Here is a 15780-nt window from a genome sequence, read left to right on the forward strand (position 1 = left end):
AATCCTTGCTCAAAAAATCTTTATTCCCAGAAAACTTGCTCTCCTAAATCTCCATCTGCTAATGCCCAAATTCCGTATCTTTGACCAAATACTTATGTATGTCTAAAAAGAAAAACAATTCTTCTATAGTTCAGGTGCTCACCCAAATGGTGCTTGATATATTTGAACAAAACGGTAATACACCGTTAAACTACAAACAAGTTTCTGCTAAACTAAACGTTCGCGACCCGGAAGCCCGCGAAATCATATTTGATATATTAAAAGACGAAGCCAAAAAATCGGTATTAAAAGAACTTTCACCCGGTAAATTCCAGCTCCTGGAATTAAAAACATTTGTTGAGGGTAAAGTTGATCTCACCAATGATGGCTCGGCATTTATTGTTACCGATGACGAATTTGAAAGCGATATTTTCGTGGCTCCCCGTAAACTACGCAACGCCCTGAACGGCGACCGCGTTAAGGTATACGTATACGCGAAAAGTAAGGGAAAACACAAAGAGGGTGAGGTTATCGAGATCCTCCAAAGGGCTAAAATGGAGTTTACCGGTATTGTAAAATTATCGGAACGCTTCGCTTTTTTCATCCCAGACGATCGTAAAATGATGCATGACATCTTTATACCTATCAGCGAACTGAATGGCGCTAAAAATGGAATAAAAGCTGTTGCCGAAATTACCGACTGGCCAACCGAAGCCAAGAACCCAATAGGTCGCATCAAACATGTATTGGGCACTCAGGGCGAAAATGATACAGAAATGAATGCCATACTTGCGGAGTATGGATTCCCGCTTTCGTTTCCTGGCGAAGTAGAACATGAAGCTGAAGCCATATCTGGTGTTATCTCAGAGCATGAAATAGCCAAAAGACGCGACTTTAGAAATATCACTACGTTTACCATCGATCCTTTTGATGCCAAGGATTTTGATGATGCCTTGTCATTCAAAAAATTAGACAATGGCAATTATGAAGTAGGTGTGCACATTGCCGATGTATCACATTATATAGCACCCGACTCCGCTTTAGATAAAGAAGCCCTGGAGCGTGCAACTTCGGTTTACTTGGTCGACAGAGTGATACCTATGCTGCCCGAACGTTTATCAAACGGACTCTGTTCTTTACGGCCAAAGGAAGAAAAGCTATGCTTTTCCGCAGTGTTCGAACTTGACGAAAATGCCTACGTTATTAACGAGTGGTATGGTAAAACCATTATCTACTCTGATAGGCGCTTTACTTATGAGGAAGTACAGGAAGTGATCGAAAATAAAGCCGGCGAGTTTCTAGATGAAATTTTAAAGCTCAACGCTCTAGCTTATAAATTACGCGAACGTAAATTCAAGAATGGGGCTATCAGTTTTGAAGCTACTGAAATTAAATTTAAGCTGGATGAGCACGGTAAACCAACCGGCGTTTATGTAAAAGAGCGTAAGGATGCCCACAAACTCATTGAAGATTTCATGCTCCTGGCGAATCGCAAAGTAGCCGAACATGTAAGCAAAATGGGTAAAGGCAAACATAAATACACTTTTGTATACCGTGCCCACGACTCCCCAAAACCTGATGCCCTGGCAAATTTTGCGCAATTTGCTGCCCGCTTTGGTTATAAAATAAATACCAAATCGGACAAGGAAACGGCCAAATCCCTTAACTTTCTGATGGAAGATGTGGAAGGTAAAAAAGAACAAAATGTACTTACCCAACTGGCTATCCGGTCAATGGCTAAAGCTATTTACACCACCAAAACCAGTAGCCATTACGGACTGGCCTTTGATCATTATACGCATTTCACCTCTCCTATCCGCCGCTATCCGGATGTAATGGTACACAGGCTTTTGTTTCATTATTTGAACGGTGGTCAATCAGCCAATGCCGAGCATTATGAAAAGCTATGTTCCCATAGCTCTCAAATGGAGAAAAAAGCGGCCGATGCCGAACGCGCCTCGATAAAATACAAACAGGCCGAATATCTGAAAGACCAGGTCGGCAATATGTTTACCGGCATCATATCGGGCGTTACCGAATGGGGTATGTATGTGGAAATCATCGAGAATAAATGCGAAGGTATGATCCGTTTACGTGATATATCTGATGATTTTTATACGCTCGATGAAAAGAACTATGCCATCATCGGTCAGCGTAAAAAGAAAATATACCAGCTTGGTGATGAGGTACAGATCAGGGTGAAAAATGTTGACCTGACCAAAAAACAAATCGATTTTTCATTAGTACAAGATTGATGTCCTAGTGAGTGGTTGACTGAGTTAGATTAGGTTGAATGGTTCAACGCAAGATTAACTTAATCTAACTCGATCAACCATTCAACCACTTAACTAAAAAAATGAAACAACTTACTGATCTGCAGGAATTTATAAATGAGGCCCTTGATAAACTAACCTTCCCTCAACAACCTTCCGACTTATATGAACCTATAAGTTATATACTGTCTTTGGGCGGCAAACGCCTCAGGCCTGCACTTTTACTCATGGCCTGCGATCTTTTTGGCGGCGATGTAGAAAGCGCAGTTCAACCGGCTCTCGCTATAGAGGTTTTCCATAACTTCACGCTGATGCATGATGATATCATGGATAACGCTCCACTCCGCCGCGGCCAGGTAACCGTACACGAAAAATGGAACGCCAATGTGGCCATACTTTCAGGTGATGCCATGATGGTAGAATCAAATAAGCTGATGATGCAGGTTCCTGATACCATTTTACGTCATGTGATGGATGTTTTTAACGAAACGGCTACCGGAGTATGCGAAGGCCAGCAGATTGACATGAGTTTTGAACAACGCAGTGACGTGATCATTGACGAATATCTGAACATGATACGCCTTAAAACCGCTGTATTATTAGGCGGTACACTTAAAATAGGTGCCATTATAGGCGGGGCAGCACCAACTGACGCACAATTATTATACGATTTTGGTGTAAACCTCGGTATCGCATTCCAATTGCAGGATGATATATTGGATGTTTATGGCGATCCGGAAAAATTTGGCAAACAAGTAGGTGGCGATATCATCTCCAACAAAAAAACATATCTCCTCATCAAAGCCCTTGAACTGGCCAAAGATCACCAGGCATATGAGCTGAACAAGTGGCTAACCATGCAACTGTTTGATGTAGCAGAGAAGGTAACTGCCGTTACAGGTATCTACAACGAGTTACAGATAAGGAAATATGCCGAAGAAGCTATGCACAACTTTGCCGACAAGGCATTTAAGGCACTGGACAATATTAACCTGCCCGAAGAGCGCCGCCAATACCTGCGTCAGTTTGCCGATAGTTTACTGGTGAGGGAGTACTAAATTTCCTGAACAAAAAAGGCATGCTTTTATTATTGGCTATAAGTCTGTGGCAAAAGCATGTTTAATATCAGGATTCCGGCACAGGATTTTTTGTTTTCATAGTTGCTCCCGCACTCGCTATAATGATCAGTGCCACTGCTATCCATTCATTTAAAGAAAGGTACTCATGAAGAAAAACAAGACCGGAAAGCGCCGCGACGGCAGGCTCCAGGCTCATTAAGATACTGAATGTTTTTGCAGGGATCCTTCGCAAAGCACTCATCTCCAATGTAAAAGGAATGGCACTCGAGAGCAAGGCTAGAAGAAAGCCCGACAGCAACATATGAGGTCTGAAATGAGTAAATAATCCACTGCCTATGGCCACCGGTAATACTACAGCAGAAGCGAAAATCATACCGATGCTCACGGCTTTACCTCCGTCCATTATTTTTGAGATACGCCCACCCAACACAATGTAACCTGCCCACAATGCCCCGGCAAGTAAAGCAAGTAGAACACCGATAACATCTAATCCGTTATTGCTCCACGGTGCGATCAGGGCTATCCCTGCCGCCGCCAGAATTACCCATAAAAAGTCAATAACCCGTTTAGAGCTGGTCATGGCAAGCACCAGAGGCCCTATAAACTCCAGGGCAACGCCCAGCGCCAGAGGTATACGGGCTATGGCCATGTAAAAAATAATATTCATCGCTCCTAACGTTAAACCATACCAGGCTACCGCTTTCCATTGCGTATTAGACAGACTTTTTAGGTTGGGACGGTTAAAAACAACCAGGATAATAGCAGAAAAAATGATTCTTAATGCAGAAGTTGAAGCAGCGCCTAATACAGGAAAGATACTTTTAGCAATTGCCGCACCGCCTTGAACACTTATAATAGATAATAGTACAGCAGGTATTGCCGGGACTTCAAGCCTCTTTTTATTCTTCATTTAAAGATGTTTAGCGATAAAAATAAAAGATTTGCCCCGCAACGATGTCAAGTTTGTGTAAGTTCAGCCATCTCGTGATAAGATAAAAAAAGCCCTGGTCAAATTGACCAGGGCTTTTTAATATCTGTTAAGCTTAGCTAATTATTCAGCTGCTGCTTCTTCAGTTGTTTCAGTATCAGCTTTCTTTGCTTTTGGAGCTGCTGCTTTTTTTGCTTTTGGAGCTGCTTCAGTAGTTTCAACTTCGGCTACTGGTGCTTCAACTACTTTCTTTTCTGCTTTTGCTTTTGGTGCAGGAGCTGCAACCTCAGCAACCGGTGCTGCTGCAACCGGAACTACAGAAACGTATGAACGATTATCAGCTTTTTTTCTGAACACTACGTGCCCATCAGCTAATGCAAATAAAGTATGATCTTTACCAATACCTACGTTAACACCAGGATTGTGTTTGGTACCGCGCTGACGTACGATGATGTTACCTGCAATTGCTGGCTGACCACCGAATATTTTGATACCTAAACGTTTGCTATGCGACTCACGGCCGTTTCTGGAACTACCGGCCCCTTTTTTGTGTGCCATTTCTAATATTTTTTATGGAATTGATGAACAACTCCAGGTTTAAACTTTAATTATAATGTAATACCAGTGATCTCGATCTTGGTAAATTGCTGACGGTGACCGTTTTTCTTTTTGTAACCTTTTCTTCTTTTCTTTTTGAAGATAATTACTTTATCACCTTTTAAATGAGACAAGATCTTAGCTGAAACTTTAGCACCTTTCAAATCAGAACCTAATTTGAATTTACCTTCGTTTTCTGCTAACAATACACTGTCAAATTCAATACTAGCGCCCTCATCGCCTTGTAGTCTGTGTACAAAGATCTGCTGGTCTTTTGCAACTTTGAATTGCTGTCCGGCTATACTTACTATTGCGTACATGTTTGTTAATTATTGTTTTAAAATTCGAGGTGCAAATATAGGGATTGATTATTAAATAAACAACACCATCTATTTTATTTCTTTAATCTTTCTTCGGCGGCATATAAACTCTGCTCAATTTCTTTGATCAGGTTTTTGTTGGCATCAATAAGTCTAACGTCACCTACATAGCCACTATCATACACTACCCGCTTGCTTTTTTTCTTATATCTAAATTCAATAATGTAGCGTATTGACCTGTTTTTGCCTTTAGTACTATCTGCCAGTTCTTTTACCGGAAAATCCCAGAAACCCAGATCGGCAGCCTTATGGTGCAAATAAAGCAGATCATCGCTGGTTAGGCGCAGATGCATTTTCACTAAGGAGTCTTGCTTATTTACATATTGATAATCGCCTGTTTTGGAGTCATATTTATTGATTAGGCTATCCACAGGGCCAAACTGTATCGACATGGAATCAAAATCAGAGAATCGATATGGGGCGTTTTTGATCATCATGCCATAATAATAAAAGCAGTATGCCAAAAACGGAACTATAATAGTAAGCGCGAAAAATATTTTCTTGGAACGATCAGACATGGATTAATTATTGAATTATTTCCTAATAAGCTGCAATTTTAAAGATAATTCCCTAATTATCTAACTCCCCCTCCCATTTACTTACTACTGCAGCTGCCATGGCATTACCTAAAACATTGGTTGCCGACCTACCCATGTCTAATAATGGGTCAATACCGATCAGTAAAAATAAGCCAGCTTCGGGGATATTGAACATAGATAGCGTGGCGGCTATTACTACGAGTGAAGCTCTTGGAACTCCGGCCACCCCCTTGCTGGTAAGCATCAATACCAGCAGCATGGACAATTGATGCCCGAAAGATAAATGAATATCATAGGATTGTGCCAGAAATAAGGAGGCAAAAGTCATGTACATCATAGAGCCGTCCAGATTGAATGAGTAGCCTAACGGCAGTACAAAACTTACAATTTTATTACTACAGCCAAAATTTTCCAGTTCAAGTAATACTTTAGGATAAGCAGCCTCACTAGTTGAAGTACTGAAGGCTATCAACATGGCATCTTTTATACGGCCTATTAATTTAAACACAGGCTTCTTCAATACTATGAAGCCAACCAAAACAATGACCAGCCAAAGCATGATCAATGAAAAGTAAAACTCACTGATAAAAATGCCATAGGTAGATAATACACCCAAGCCCTGCTTGGCTATCACGGCAGTAATTGCTCCAAAAACAGCCAAAGGGGCAACTTTCATCACATAACCCGTAATTTTTAATATCACATGGGCAATGGCATCCATCGCTTTAATCACGATCTTACCCTGCTCGCCTATGGCCGCTGTAGCTACGCCAAAAAACATCGCGAACACTACAATCTGTAAGATTTCATTGTTGGCCATGGCCTCAAAAATGCTTTTAGGGAAAACGTGCCCCACAAAATCAATAAATGATAGTGCTGTTTTCTTGATACCCGTGCTTAAATGACTGTCGGGCAATGGCAAGTGCATGGCTTTACCGGGTTGAAACAAGTTAACCAATAGCATTCCCAACAACAAAGAAACTAAGGTGGCACTCAAAAACCAGAGCATAGTTTTGCCACCTATACGTCCAACGGCTTTAATATCACCTACTTTGGCAACTCCAACCACCAATGTGGTAAAAACCAATGGCGCCACGATCATTTTAATCAGTCGTAAAAATATTTCACTTAAAATGGAAAAACCCTCCAGTTTATCCTCGCGGATAGAATTGTTATCTTTACTGATCTTTAATTGTTGTACTTTTTGTGCTTGCAGTGCAATGTGCTCGGTAGAAGTAGTATCGTTTAATAAAACCAATTTGGTGTTAATGGTTTTGATATTAGCATCGGCCGTATTAATTTTCACGTTGATGGCATTAATTACGCTTACATTATAAATGTAACCGGTTATTACACCTAGTACAAGGGCGATAAAAATGTAGAGAGTCAGGTTGTTTTTTGGCATATAACTTATTGCAGGGCGCTAAACTACAAAAATTAATAATTTTAATAGTATCACGTAGCTAGTATCAAGTATCAAGACCACATTAAAAATGGGGTTCTCTTTGCAAATACATTTATAAATCTTGATACTTGATACTAACTACTTGATACCAAATTATCCTAAGCATGAGTATTACCACTTACGGTTTACAGCATATAAAAAAAGAAACTCAACACCTGTCGCAAGAGCAGTTATCAGAGCTTTTGCTCCGTTTGGCACGTTATAAAAAAGAAAATAAAGAGTTGCTGGCCTATTTACTATTTGAAGCTCATGACGAGGCCGCTTTTATTGAAAAAGTAAAGGGCGAAGCAGGTTTTATGTTTAGTCAGCTATCGGCCCTGAGTTATCATGCCGCAAAAGGTATGCGCAAAATTTTGAGGCTGCTGAGCAAGTACACTAAATTTGCCGGTTCAAAAGAAGTCGAAATTGAATTACTATTGAGTTTTTGTGTTAATTACCTGGAATATGCCGACAGGCGCACTACTTACAAACCCATCAGGTTGATATTAACCAGACAAGTAGAAAAGGTACGCGGATTAATAGGTAAACTACATGAGGATTTGCAATTTGATTACCTGGAGAGTTATAATAACCTGCTTGATGATGCCGAAAAAAAGCTAATTTGGTTCAAAAAGAATGATTATCAGTTGTAACATATAGCCTTTACATTAATCTAACATATAAAAACCTATTAACGCGTGGCCAACAAAGAAGCAGCATTCAAGCAAATATATGAAGCTAATTCTAAAAAGATATTCCATTTATGTTATGGCTATACCGGCGATGATGATGCCGCGAACGACCTGCTACAGGAAACTTTTTTAAAAGTTTGGCAAAATCTAGAGAAATTTCGCAACCAGGCCATGATTTCAACCTGGATATACCGCATTGCTGTAAATACTTGTTTAACCTACTTACGATCAGAAAAAAGACAGGCTAAAGATGAGTTAACCCCTCTGATAGCCGAAACCAAAAGAGAAGAACTATCGGATAAAAACGAGCAGGTGGCTTTGCTGTACAAATGTATCTCCAAACTGGAGGAATCAGAAAGAATTATAATAACCATGGTGCTCGACGAAGTGCCATACCCCGAAATAGCTGATATTTCGGGTATATCAGAAGGAAACCTGAGGGTGAAGATTTATCGTATAAAACAAAAACTAACAGAATTATTTAACCAGTATGAAAGACTTTGATCATTTGATGTCGGTTTGGCAGGGACAGCCAAAACCAGATCAACTTTCAGTGGATGATGTGCTGAAACAGGTAAAGAAGGGGATTAGAAGCATAACTACCAAGTTATACTGGACAATTGTGGCCATGGTGGCGATAGCGGCATTTGCTTTTATCGTTACGTTTTTCCTGGCCTTTAAATCGTGGATTACTACAGTGGGTATTTTAATAGTGCTGGTCACTATGCTCATGTACTTGTCGCTCGTAGTAAGGCACTACCATATTTTGAGCAAGCGCGATGCCACTCAAAACCCATCGGAGTATCTTGACAGCCTGAAGGCTTACCAAAAAACAAGAACCAAAATTATCGGATGGTTTTACTACATCTACATATTACTCATCAGTGCCGGCCTGGCACTCTACTTCGCCGAAGTATTATCAACTTCCTCCCTCCTTTTTAAACTCATCACTTACGGTTCCATCATTATCTGGTTTTTATTTACCACCTTTTATTTGAAACCGCGCATGTTTAAAAATGAGGAAGAAAAGCTTAACCTGATGATTGATCGCCTGGTACGCCTCAAAGAACAATTTGATTAAGCCCATTATTAGATTTGATGACTGACCATAATATCATAATACAAAAAGCTACCATAGCCGATGCTGATACCCTGTTAACTTTCGGCAGAAAGACATTTTTTGATTTCTTTGCACATTTGAATACACCAGAGGATATGGAGGCTTATGCTTCAAATGCCTTTACACCACAACGCATACGGGCTGAATTGAATAACCCTGGCTCACACTTTTATTTTGCCATGCTTAATGGACACATCACGGGGTATATCAAAATAAACCGGGGTACCGCGCAAACCGACCTACAGGACAGTGATGCCCTTGAAGTAGAACGTATTTACGTTTTGGCCGAATACCATGGCAAAAAGATCGGTCATAAATTATTAGACTTTGCTTTTAAAATCGCGCAGGAAAAAGGCCTGCAATATGTTTGGCTGGGCGTTTGGGAACATAACCAAAAAGCTTTAAGCTTTTATGAAAAACATGGCTTTAAAGTAATTGGAAGCCACCCATTTATGTTGGGCAGCGATAAGCAAACCGACCTGTTAATGAAAAAGGAACTATGACCCTATCTTTGATTAACTAACAAAAATATTACCTGTTCCCGTAATTGCCTGCTTATAGGCACCTGATGCTGATTAATATGAAGCATATTACCTTCAATAGCTGTAATTTTTTGAGTTGCCACAATAAACGATTTATGCGTTTGTAAAAAACTTTGCTGGGGTAATTTTTCCAGTAATGCTTTTAATGTAGTATGGGTGATAATACGCCTGCCGGGAAAATGTATTTCCACATAGTTCTCCATTCCTTTGATGTATAACACATCGCCAAACACAACCTTTTCCAATTTTCCCTCGCTTTTTACAAACAGGTAATCAGCCTCCTTGATATGATTGTTGCGTAATTCAAAATAATCCTTAGCTTTAAATGCGGCTTTCATAAACCGCTCAAATGGTATGGGCTTCAGCAAATAGTCCAACACATCCAAATCAAACCCATCCGTAGCATATTCTTTAAAAGCTGTGGTGAAGATCACCTTGGGTGGATCGGGTAACGACTTAATAAAATCAACTCCGGTGAGATGCGGCATCTGTATATCCAAAAACAAAAGATCAACCGATTGCTGAGCCAATATGGCCCCCAGCTCCATGGCGTCCTCACATTGCGCTTTCAGGTCAAAAAAGCCTGCTTTTTTGACATACCCCTCTAAACCTTTCCGGGCAAAGGGTTCGTCATCGGTAATAATACAACTGATCTGGTTCATGTTCTAAAATTCTAATTCTAATTGTGCAATATAGCTACCCGCCTCGCCACCAGCTATTAATCGGTGCTTGTTTGGATAAAGTAGCTCTAAACGCCTTTTTAAGTTTTCGTGCCCAATGCCACTGTAATTATCCTTTAACTTCATTGTGGTCGGAACATCATTATATACTTTAAATAACAGACCCTTTTCATTGATAAAGATTGATATATCAATTTTATAATCACCGCCAACATACTTAAATGCATTCTCGACCAGCGGAAGCAAAAGTAAAGGATACACCAGCTGATCGGCGAGGTTTTCGTCAAAAACCACATTCAAACGCATTTTTTGACTAGCCCTTATCTTTTGAAGCTGGATGTAATCCTGCAAATATTCCAGCTCCTGTTTAATGGGCACCTGTTGCTGCTGGTCATAAAGTTGGTACCGTAACAGACTCGAAAGCAGCTCCGTACTTTTTTTAGCGCCGGCCACATCTTCGTCCATTTGAAAATAAATAGTATTCAGAGCGTTGAACAAAAAATGTGGATGGTATTGTGCTTTCAGAAACTTCAGTTCGGTTTCCAGGTGATCATTAGTTAGTTTTTCCAGTTGCATTTTATTATTTACATAGGCCTTTAGCCAGGTTCTGCTACGCGCAATGCCGTAATAAACAATAGCGTACAAAGTGGGTATCATATTAATATCGGCTACATCAGCCCAGGGGATTGGTTCCTTGTGCTGGGTTATGTGCAGGGTTATATCCATTGGAACAAATACGACGTTTACCAATACGAGGTCTGCACATACCAATATGGTCAACTCCCGTACTACGTCGTGATAGGATAGTTGAACCGGCCAGCGCCTGTCATAGTATCTGAAAAGCCATTCAAAAAGATAGATCGCCAAATAACCTACCAATATCGAACAGGCCATTTCAATACCATTGATATAAAAATCCCTTTCCCAAAAGAGTTCCCCAATATCGGTATCGTGAAGCAACCTGATGGTAAAGTATACCAGCAAACCGTACAAGGCTGGGAAAATGTATTTTCTGAAAAAATTCATACCGTTAAGTTATAAATTTCAGGCAGAAAGTATTACAGTGGGTTGTATTTCTTCTGTAGGGGCCACTATCACAGGTTTGGGTTTATCCTTAGGTTTCATACCGAACAGGAATCGTGTTAAAGCGTAAGGGCGTATAAGCAAATGATAGGTTAACACAGTAACAAAAAAAGTAATTCCCACAGTATAAATGTATTTGGACAAAATGCTTTCATTTTGAACCTGCACAATGTAATAAACTATCAGTACAATAACCGTTTGATGTAAAATATAGAACGGGTAAACCGCCTGGTTCAGATAGTTGAGCACAACGTGTTTCCGGTTCAGATAATGTTTACCATAACCCACCAACGCCAACACCCATCCACAGGCAATAGTTGGCCTTAACGCAGTAAAAGCATACGAAAATATAATATGATGGAAGGGCCATGCAGCATGATCGGGTTCTATTTTATTCCATCTCATCACTTCCCATGTCATCAGGCTCAGAAAACCGATAGTTAGTGCGAAGCGGCGGTTACGCTCCAGGCTATCCATCAACTTAGGTTGCGTAATACATATAAAACCCATTAAAACAAAAAACAACCAGTAAACAAAGTAGCAGCCATCATGAATCAAATCGTTTGTTTCGGGATAATCCCAGCTGGTGAAAGTAAACCAGATAATACCTGGCAGCATTAATAGGTACACCCATTTACCCCGAGCCAGCACAGCAAGCTTTTGTTTAAATGCATCACTCTTGGGTGATATCATCCAGGTAAATACAGGAGCAAATATCAGATCGTAAATAAACAAATAGGCAATAAACCATAAGTGGTGCCAACTGAAACTACCGCCGTTCGGATATGGTACAAAATTAAATACACTCGGGTACCAATCCCAAAAACTGCCTTTGTAGCCATGTGCCAATCGTTCCATATAGATCTGCGGCGGAACAATAATAAACATGCCTACTAACAGCGGAATAAACAACCGGCGAAAACGTAGACCGATAAAGCTTAAGGTCGACCGCCGCTGCATCATATAATAACTCACGGTGCCCGATATAAAAAAGAGCAGTGGCATCCGGAAAAGGTGCAAAAAATGGTTCGATTCCATCATCAGATTACTGGTTTCCGCATTTTTGATATGCCAGCCATCTTCGCTAACAAAGGGCATAGCCGAATGAAAGAATAATACCCCGGCAATGGATAATATCCTTAACCAATCCAGGTAGGTTTGACGTTGTGTGGTTTCCATCATGTTTTCTTTTTTATTCAAAAGAAACTACCTCATATCACTTCCTAAAAATAGTTTGACCAATGGCATTGCCTCTTTGACCAACAGTAAAAATTTCAACCTTTCATAAACGGATTAAAATTGCGCGTACCTATTTCCATGCCGGCGGCGCGACAAATAGTTTTATCGCCAAATTTAAAATTTATCCTGTCCATAGCCTGGTAAAGCCTGATCTGTTCTTCGTTATCCTCAAATAAATTGATCTGGTAACTGCCTGTGCAAAGATCGCTCAGCCTCACACCTATCAGTCTGACGGGTCGGTGCTGATTCCAGGCTTTTTTGAGCAGATTTTTAACACCGGGGATCAGGATATGCTCGGCGGCGGTCAGTGGTATTTTTTGTTGCTGGGTATGAGTTTCAAAGTTCGCATATCTGATCTTGATAGCCATGCAGGAGGATAGTTTATTTTCCCGGCGCAGTTTGCCCGATAATTCTTCAGTCATCGATACCAGTATATTTTCTAAGGTACGAGGATCGTTTACATTACTGCCAAAAGTATGCTCAGTAGATATCGACTTACGGTCACTATGCGGAATAATCTCACTATGATCAATGCCGTGAGCCTTTTCCCACAAATATGTACCTGCCTTGCCAAAAACAGCCTCCAGGAAACGAATATTGGTTCGTTGCAGATCGCCGATCCTTTCAATACCGTATTGATACATTTTCTGGCAGGTGCTTTCACCCAAACCCGGTATTTTACCAATGGGTAACGGCGCTAAAAAAGCGCGTTCCTCGCCATGCTTAATATATAGCTGCCCATTAGGTTTGGCCTGGTTGGTAGCCATTTTTGCCACAGTTTTGCCCGATGCCATACCAAAGGAAATGGGCAAACCAGTTTCACGGATCACCTTTTGGCGCAGGTTGCTGGCTATCTGGTAACAATCATAAAACCGCTCCATGCCTGTCAGGTCAATATAAAACTCATCAACAGATGTTTTTTGATAAAGCGGCACAGAGTCATGGATGATCTGGGTAACCTCACGCGAGGCCTCCGAATAACGGCCATGGCTGCCGTGAAGCACAATAGCATGCGGACAAAGCTTTACCGCCTGCCGGGTGGGCATAGCCGAGTGCACACCATAGGCACGCGCCTCATAGCTGCATGAAGATACCACTCCCCTGTCAACCGAGCCGCCAATGATCACCGCCTTACCTATCAGGCTGGGGTCAAACTTACGCTCAACCGATACAAAGAAGGAATCAAGGTCGATATGTACAATATGCCGCTTAACATCCATGTACAAATATGAAAATAAATTTAGTATTTTACTAAAAATATTAGCATTTTTGTTTAATCAAAAACAAGCAGCTATGTATATGTACGAAGACTATTTATTCCTGCTTTCGCCACCTGAAGCTATTAAGCAGGAAATCTCCCGTTATAAAAGAGCTTCGGCTAAATTAATTGGCAATTATAAAAGCATGGATTCACCGGCACATATTTCTGTTCATCACCTGGAACGGCAGAAACCCTTCATGGAAGAAACCAATCTGAACAAGATAGAGAAAGGCCTGAATGAGCTGCCTCCTGCTTTATTACATGTAGATGGGTTTAAGTTTTTCCAACACCTACATAACCGGATGACCATTTATGCTCATATCCGGGTTACACCCGCTGTTGATGAGTGGTTTACACAACTCAAAAGGCTACTTAAAATTCGTAAAACCATCATTCCGCACATCACTGTGACCCGCGATGTTGCCGGGCCCGATTTTGAACGTCTATGGCCAAACTTCCGCCATAAAAAACTGGTAGAACCATTTTGGGTGAATGAGCTGATAATGCTTAAACGTGAAACCTTTGCACATGAACCGCAATGGCAGCCTTTTAAGATTTTTGAATTTAAGAACAAGCAGACAATGGCTAATACTGCAGAAGCGATCCTTTACAAACAAGCCGCCGCAGATAACCAGATCCAGGATCAGATAAACCTATTTTAAACCAATCTCCATGAACAACAAAGATTATCTTACCGTTATTTCTCCGCCGGAGCACGTGGATAAAAAAGTTGGCTCGTTTAAACAGGAATGTGTTAAACGCATCGGAAAATTTCCGGGGATGTATGCGCGGGCACACATTACTATCGAATCCTTCAGGGATGAGGTGCATCAGCTTACGCTAAAACCCTTGCTCCTTACTCCTTTTTATGAAATGATTAGTTTTAAAGTTAAAACCATACCCCAGCATAAACTCCGGATCAATGGCTTCGACTTTTTTAAGCATGGCCCCAATTCCAGAACCATATATGCCAGGGTAGATCTGGATAAAACCACCGAAGATTGGTTTAACCAGGTTAAAGGCGCCTTGAGAATGAAAACCAGGAGAATTACGCCTCATCTCACCATAGCCCGCAATATACCGGTAGCCTCATTTAACAAATTATGGCCATATTTTCAGGAAATGGAATACCGGGACACCTTTTTAGCGGATTGCTTAACCATACTGGAAAAGGAAATAGATAACAAAAACGACCGATATAAAGTGCATAAAACGATCCCTTTTGGTAAAAATCCGCTGGCGGCTTAACCTGTATTTGTATCAATTGGCACTACAATGAAGGCTAATTATCTAAACGTTAATCAATTATCTTTTTTAACAATTTATTAACCATAAACAAACCTTTTTCTATATTTGCGCTGGGGTAAGTCTTTTACGGCCAGCTCCTCTTGAACTCCCCCAGGGTGGGAACACAGCAAGGGTAGAGAGTTGAGCGGCGCGATAAAAGTAGCTTACCCTTTTTTTGTGCCCTAATTTTTGGAAATGAGTAAATCTCAAAGACTAAATTCCAATATAGAACACCGAATAAGGAATTTTGAATAATGAAAATCCTTTAAATGCCACCTCTCTTCTAAGTTCTGTATTCAAAATTCGATATTAATCAAAATATAAAGCCAGCTGTCATCCTGAGTTTTAAAATCCGGGGGCCTTTAAGGGTTCAATGACATTATCTTTGCAAAGCCGTGCAGTGTGGCCGTCTAAGTTATAGTGCATTTTTGCCTGTCCCTGAGTATGGTTCTGAAGCAATGAGTCTAAGGGTATGGTACAACACTAACTGTGTTTGTCCGATGGGTAGCCTGTCTTTTTCTTTACACTCCTTCGGGCACGGCTTATTAACGATAAGTCAACAGGATGGAAAAGATGCATCATCATGCAGCCGGTATAGATATCGGCTCGCGTAAGGTATTTGTAGGATTGGAAAACAGTCCGGTACGCTGGTTTGAG

17 protein-coding genes and 1 other RNA gene are annotated in these 15780 nt (G+C 40.8%); 9 read left to right on the forward strand and 9 right to left on the reverse strand.

Annotation, left to right across the window (positions count from 1 at the left end):
• Positions 1-98: 98 nt before the first annotated feature.
• Together rnr and BW976_RS11075 are read left to right on the forward strand one after the other, a co-directional pair.
• Positions 99-2234 (forward strand): ribonuclease R, encoded by a 2136-nt coding sequence (gene rnr / locus BW976_RS11070; RefSeq protein ID WP_076373340.1) that lies wholly within the window; start codon positions 99-101, stop codon positions 2232-2234.
• 101 nt (positions 2235-2335) lie between these two features.
• On the forward strand, positions 2336-3310 hold the full coding sequence (locus tag BW976_RS11075; protein WP_076373341.1) for a polyprenyl synthetase family protein: 975 nt from the start codon (positions 2336-2338) through the stop codon (positions 3308-3310).
• Between the two features lie 67 nt (positions 3311-3377).
• Here BW976_RS11075 and BW976_RS11080 read toward each other — a convergent pair whose 3' ends face one another.
• From BW976_RS11080 to BW976_RS11100, 5 genes are all read right to left on the reverse strand, one after another.
• Positions 3378-4241 (reverse strand): EamA family transporter, encoded by an 864-nt coding sequence (locus BW976_RS11080; RefSeq protein ID WP_076373342.1) that lies wholly within the window; start codon positions 4239-4241, stop codon positions 3378-3380.
• Positions 4242-4382: 141 nt separating this feature from the next.
• Positions 4383-4817: a 50S ribosomal protein L27 gene (rpmA, locus tag BW976_RS29940; protein WP_076373343.1), complete on the reverse strand. Its 435-nt coding sequence runs from the start codon at positions 4815-4817 to the stop codon at positions 4383-4385.
• Between the two features lie 50 nt (positions 4818-4867).
• Positions 4868-5176 carry a 50S ribosomal protein L21 gene (gene rplU, locus BW976_RS11090; protein WP_076373344.1) on the reverse strand — a complete coding sequence of 103 codons (309 nt, stop codon included), beginning with the start codon at positions 5174-5176 and terminating at the stop codon, positions 4868-4870.
• Positions 5177-5250: 74 nt separating this feature from the next.
• Positions 5251-5754 (reverse strand): hypothetical protein, encoded by a 504-nt coding sequence (locus tag BW976_RS11095; protein WP_084192157.1) that lies wholly within the window; start codon positions 5752-5754, stop codon positions 5251-5253.
• A gap of 52 nt (positions 5755-5806) precedes the next feature.
• On the reverse strand, positions 5807-7180 hold the full coding sequence (locus BW976_RS11100) for a dicarboxylate/amino acid:cation symporter (RefSeq protein ID WP_076373345.1): 1374 nt from the start codon (positions 7178-7180) through the stop codon (positions 5807-5809).
• Positions 7181-7344: 164 nt separating this feature from the next.
• Here BW976_RS11100 and BW976_RS11105 point away from each other — a divergent pair, with 164 nt between their 5' ends.
• From BW976_RS11105 to BW976_RS11120, 4 genes are read left to right on the forward strand one after another with little or no spacing between them, the layout of a single operon-like run.
• The gene (locus BW976_RS11105; protein ID WP_076373346.1) at positions 7345-7872 is read left to right on the forward strand and encodes a hypothetical protein; all 528 of its coding nucleotides are present in this window, start codon (positions 7345-7347) and stop codon (positions 7870-7872) included.
• A gap of 45 nt (positions 7873-7917) precedes the next feature.
• The gene (locus tag BW976_RS11110) at positions 7918-8415 is read left to right on the forward strand and encodes an RNA polymerase sigma factor (RefSeq protein WP_076373347.1); all 498 of its coding nucleotides are present in this window, start codon (positions 7918-7920) and stop codon (positions 8413-8415) included.
• Positions 8402-8992 carry a hypothetical protein gene (locus tag BW976_RS11115; protein ID WP_076373348.1) on the forward strand — a complete coding sequence of 197 codons (591 nt, stop codon included), beginning with the start codon at positions 8402-8404 and terminating at the stop codon, positions 8990-8992. The genes BW976_RS11110 and BW976_RS11115 overlap by 14 nt, the downstream gene beginning before the upstream one ends.
• Positions 8993-9009: 17 nt before the next feature.
• A complete protein-coding gene (locus tag BW976_RS11120; protein WP_076373349.1) occupies positions 9010-9534 on the forward strand; it encodes a GNAT family N-acetyltransferase in 525 nt (174 codons plus the stop codon).
• A 2-nt stretch (positions 9535-9536) separates the two neighbouring features.
• On the opposite strand, the gene BW976_RS11125 is transcribed toward BW976_RS11120, so the two are convergent.
• The 4 genes from BW976_RS11125 to dinB form a co-directional block, all read right to left on the reverse strand.
• Positions 9537-10235, reverse strand: coding sequence for a LytR/AlgR family response regulator transcription factor (locus tag BW976_RS11125; RefSeq protein ID WP_076373350.1), 699 nt, complete (start codon positions 10233-10235; stop codon positions 9537-9539).
• Between the two features lie 3 nt (positions 10236-10238).
• The gene (locus BW976_RS11130; protein ID WP_076373351.1) at positions 10239-11279 is read right to left on the reverse strand and encodes a sensor histidine kinase; all 1041 of its coding nucleotides are present in this window, start codon (positions 11277-11279) and stop codon (positions 10239-10241) included.
• Positions 11280-11297: 18 nt separating this feature from the next.
• Positions 11298-12518: an acyltransferase family protein gene (locus BW976_RS11135; protein WP_076373352.1), complete on the reverse strand. Its 1221-nt coding sequence runs from the start codon at positions 12516-12518 to the stop codon at positions 11298-11300.
• 92 nt (positions 12519-12610) lie between these two features.
• Positions 12611-13795: a DNA polymerase IV gene (dinB, locus tag BW976_RS11140; protein ID WP_076373353.1), complete on the reverse strand. Its 1185-nt coding sequence runs from the start codon at positions 13793-13795 to the stop codon at positions 12611-12613.
• Here dinB and BW976_RS11145 point away from each other — a divergent pair.
• From BW976_RS11145 to ffs, 3 genes are all read left to right on the forward strand, one after another.
• Positions 13794-14498, forward strand: a complete 705-nt coding sequence (locus tag BW976_RS11145; RefSeq protein ID WP_076373354.1) for a 2'-5' RNA ligase family protein — start codon at positions 13794-13796, stop codon at positions 14496-14498. The genes dinB and BW976_RS11145 overlap by 2 nt on opposite strands.
• 10 nt (positions 14499-14508) lie before the next feature.
• A complete protein-coding gene (locus tag BW976_RS11150) occupies positions 14509-15084 on the forward strand; it encodes a 2'-5' RNA ligase family protein (RefSeq protein ID WP_076373355.1) in 576 nt (191 codons plus the stop codon).
• A gap of 113 nt (positions 15085-15197) precedes the next feature.
• An RNA gene (ffs, locus tag BW976_RS11155) (signal recognition particle sRNA small type) lies at positions 15198-15296 on the forward strand.
• The last annotated feature ends 484 nt before the right edge of the window (positions 15297-15780 follow it).

Origin of the sequence: Mucilaginibacter lappiensis (assembly GCF_900155965.1) — a bacterium.
Classification (GTDB): domain Bacteria; phylum Bacteroidota; class Bacteroidia; order Sphingobacteriales; family Sphingobacteriaceae; genus Mucilaginibacter; species Mucilaginibacter lappiensis.

Bases quoted from the DNA above. Each gene is read 5' to 3' on its own strand.
- rnr (WP_076373340.1), top strand. From the start codon at position 99: ATGTCTAAAAAGAAAAACAATTCTTCTATAGTTCAGGTGCTCACCCAA.
- BW976_RS11075 (WP_076373341.1), top strand. From the start codon at position 2,336: ATGAAACAACTTACTGATCTGCAGGAATTTATAAATGAGGCCCTTGAT.
- BW976_RS11080 (WP_076373342.1), bottom strand. From the start codon at position 4,241: ATGAAGAATAAAAAGAGGCTTGAAGTCCCGGCAATACCTGCTGTACTA.
- rpmA (WP_076373343.1), bottom strand. From the start codon at position 4,817: ATGGCACACAAAAAAGGGGCCGGTAGTTCCAGAAACGGCCGTGAGTCG.
- rplU (WP_076373344.1), bottom strand. From the start codon at position 5,176: ATGTACGCAATAGTAAGTATAGCCGGACAGCAATTCAAAGTTGCAAAA.
- BW976_RS11095 (WP_084192157.1), bottom strand. From the start codon at position 5,754: ATGTCTGATCGTTCCAAGAAAATATTTTTCGCGCTTACTATTATAGTT.
- BW976_RS11100 (WP_076373345.1), bottom strand. From the start codon at position 7,180: ATGCCAAAAAACAACCTGACTCTCTACATTTTTATCGCCCTTGTACTA.
- BW976_RS11105 (WP_076373346.1), top strand. From the start codon at position 7,345: ATGAGTATTACCACTTACGGTTTACAGCATATAAAAAAAGAAACTCAA.
- BW976_RS11115 (WP_076373348.1), top strand. From the start codon at position 8,402: ATGAAAGACTTTGATCATTTGATGTCGGTTTGGCAGGGACAGCCAAAA.
- BW976_RS11120 (WP_076373349.1), top strand. From the start codon at position 9,010: ATGACTGACCATAATATCATAATACAAAAAGCTACCATAGCCGATGCT.
- BW976_RS11125 (WP_076373350.1), bottom strand. From the start codon at position 10,235: ATGAACCAGATCAGTTGTATTATTACCGATGACGAACCCTTTGCCCGG.
- BW976_RS11130 (WP_076373351.1), bottom strand. From the start codon at position 11,279: ATGAATTTTTTCAGAAAATACATTTTCCCAGCCTTGTACGGTTTGCTG.
- BW976_RS11135 (WP_076373352.1), bottom strand. From the start codon at position 12,518: ATGATGGAAACCACACAACGTCAAACCTACCTGGATTGGTTAAGGATA.
- BW976_RS11145 (WP_076373354.1), top strand. From the start codon at position 13,794: ATGTACAAATATGAAAATAAATTTAGTATTTTACTAAAAATATTAGCA.
- dinB (WP_076373353.1), bottom strand. From the start codon at position 13,795: ATGGATGTTAAGCGGCATATTGTACATATCGACCTTGATTCCTTCTTT.
- BW976_RS11150 (WP_076373355.1), top strand. From the start codon at position 14,509: ATGAACAACAAAGATTATCTTACCGTTATTTCTCCGCCGGAGCACGTG.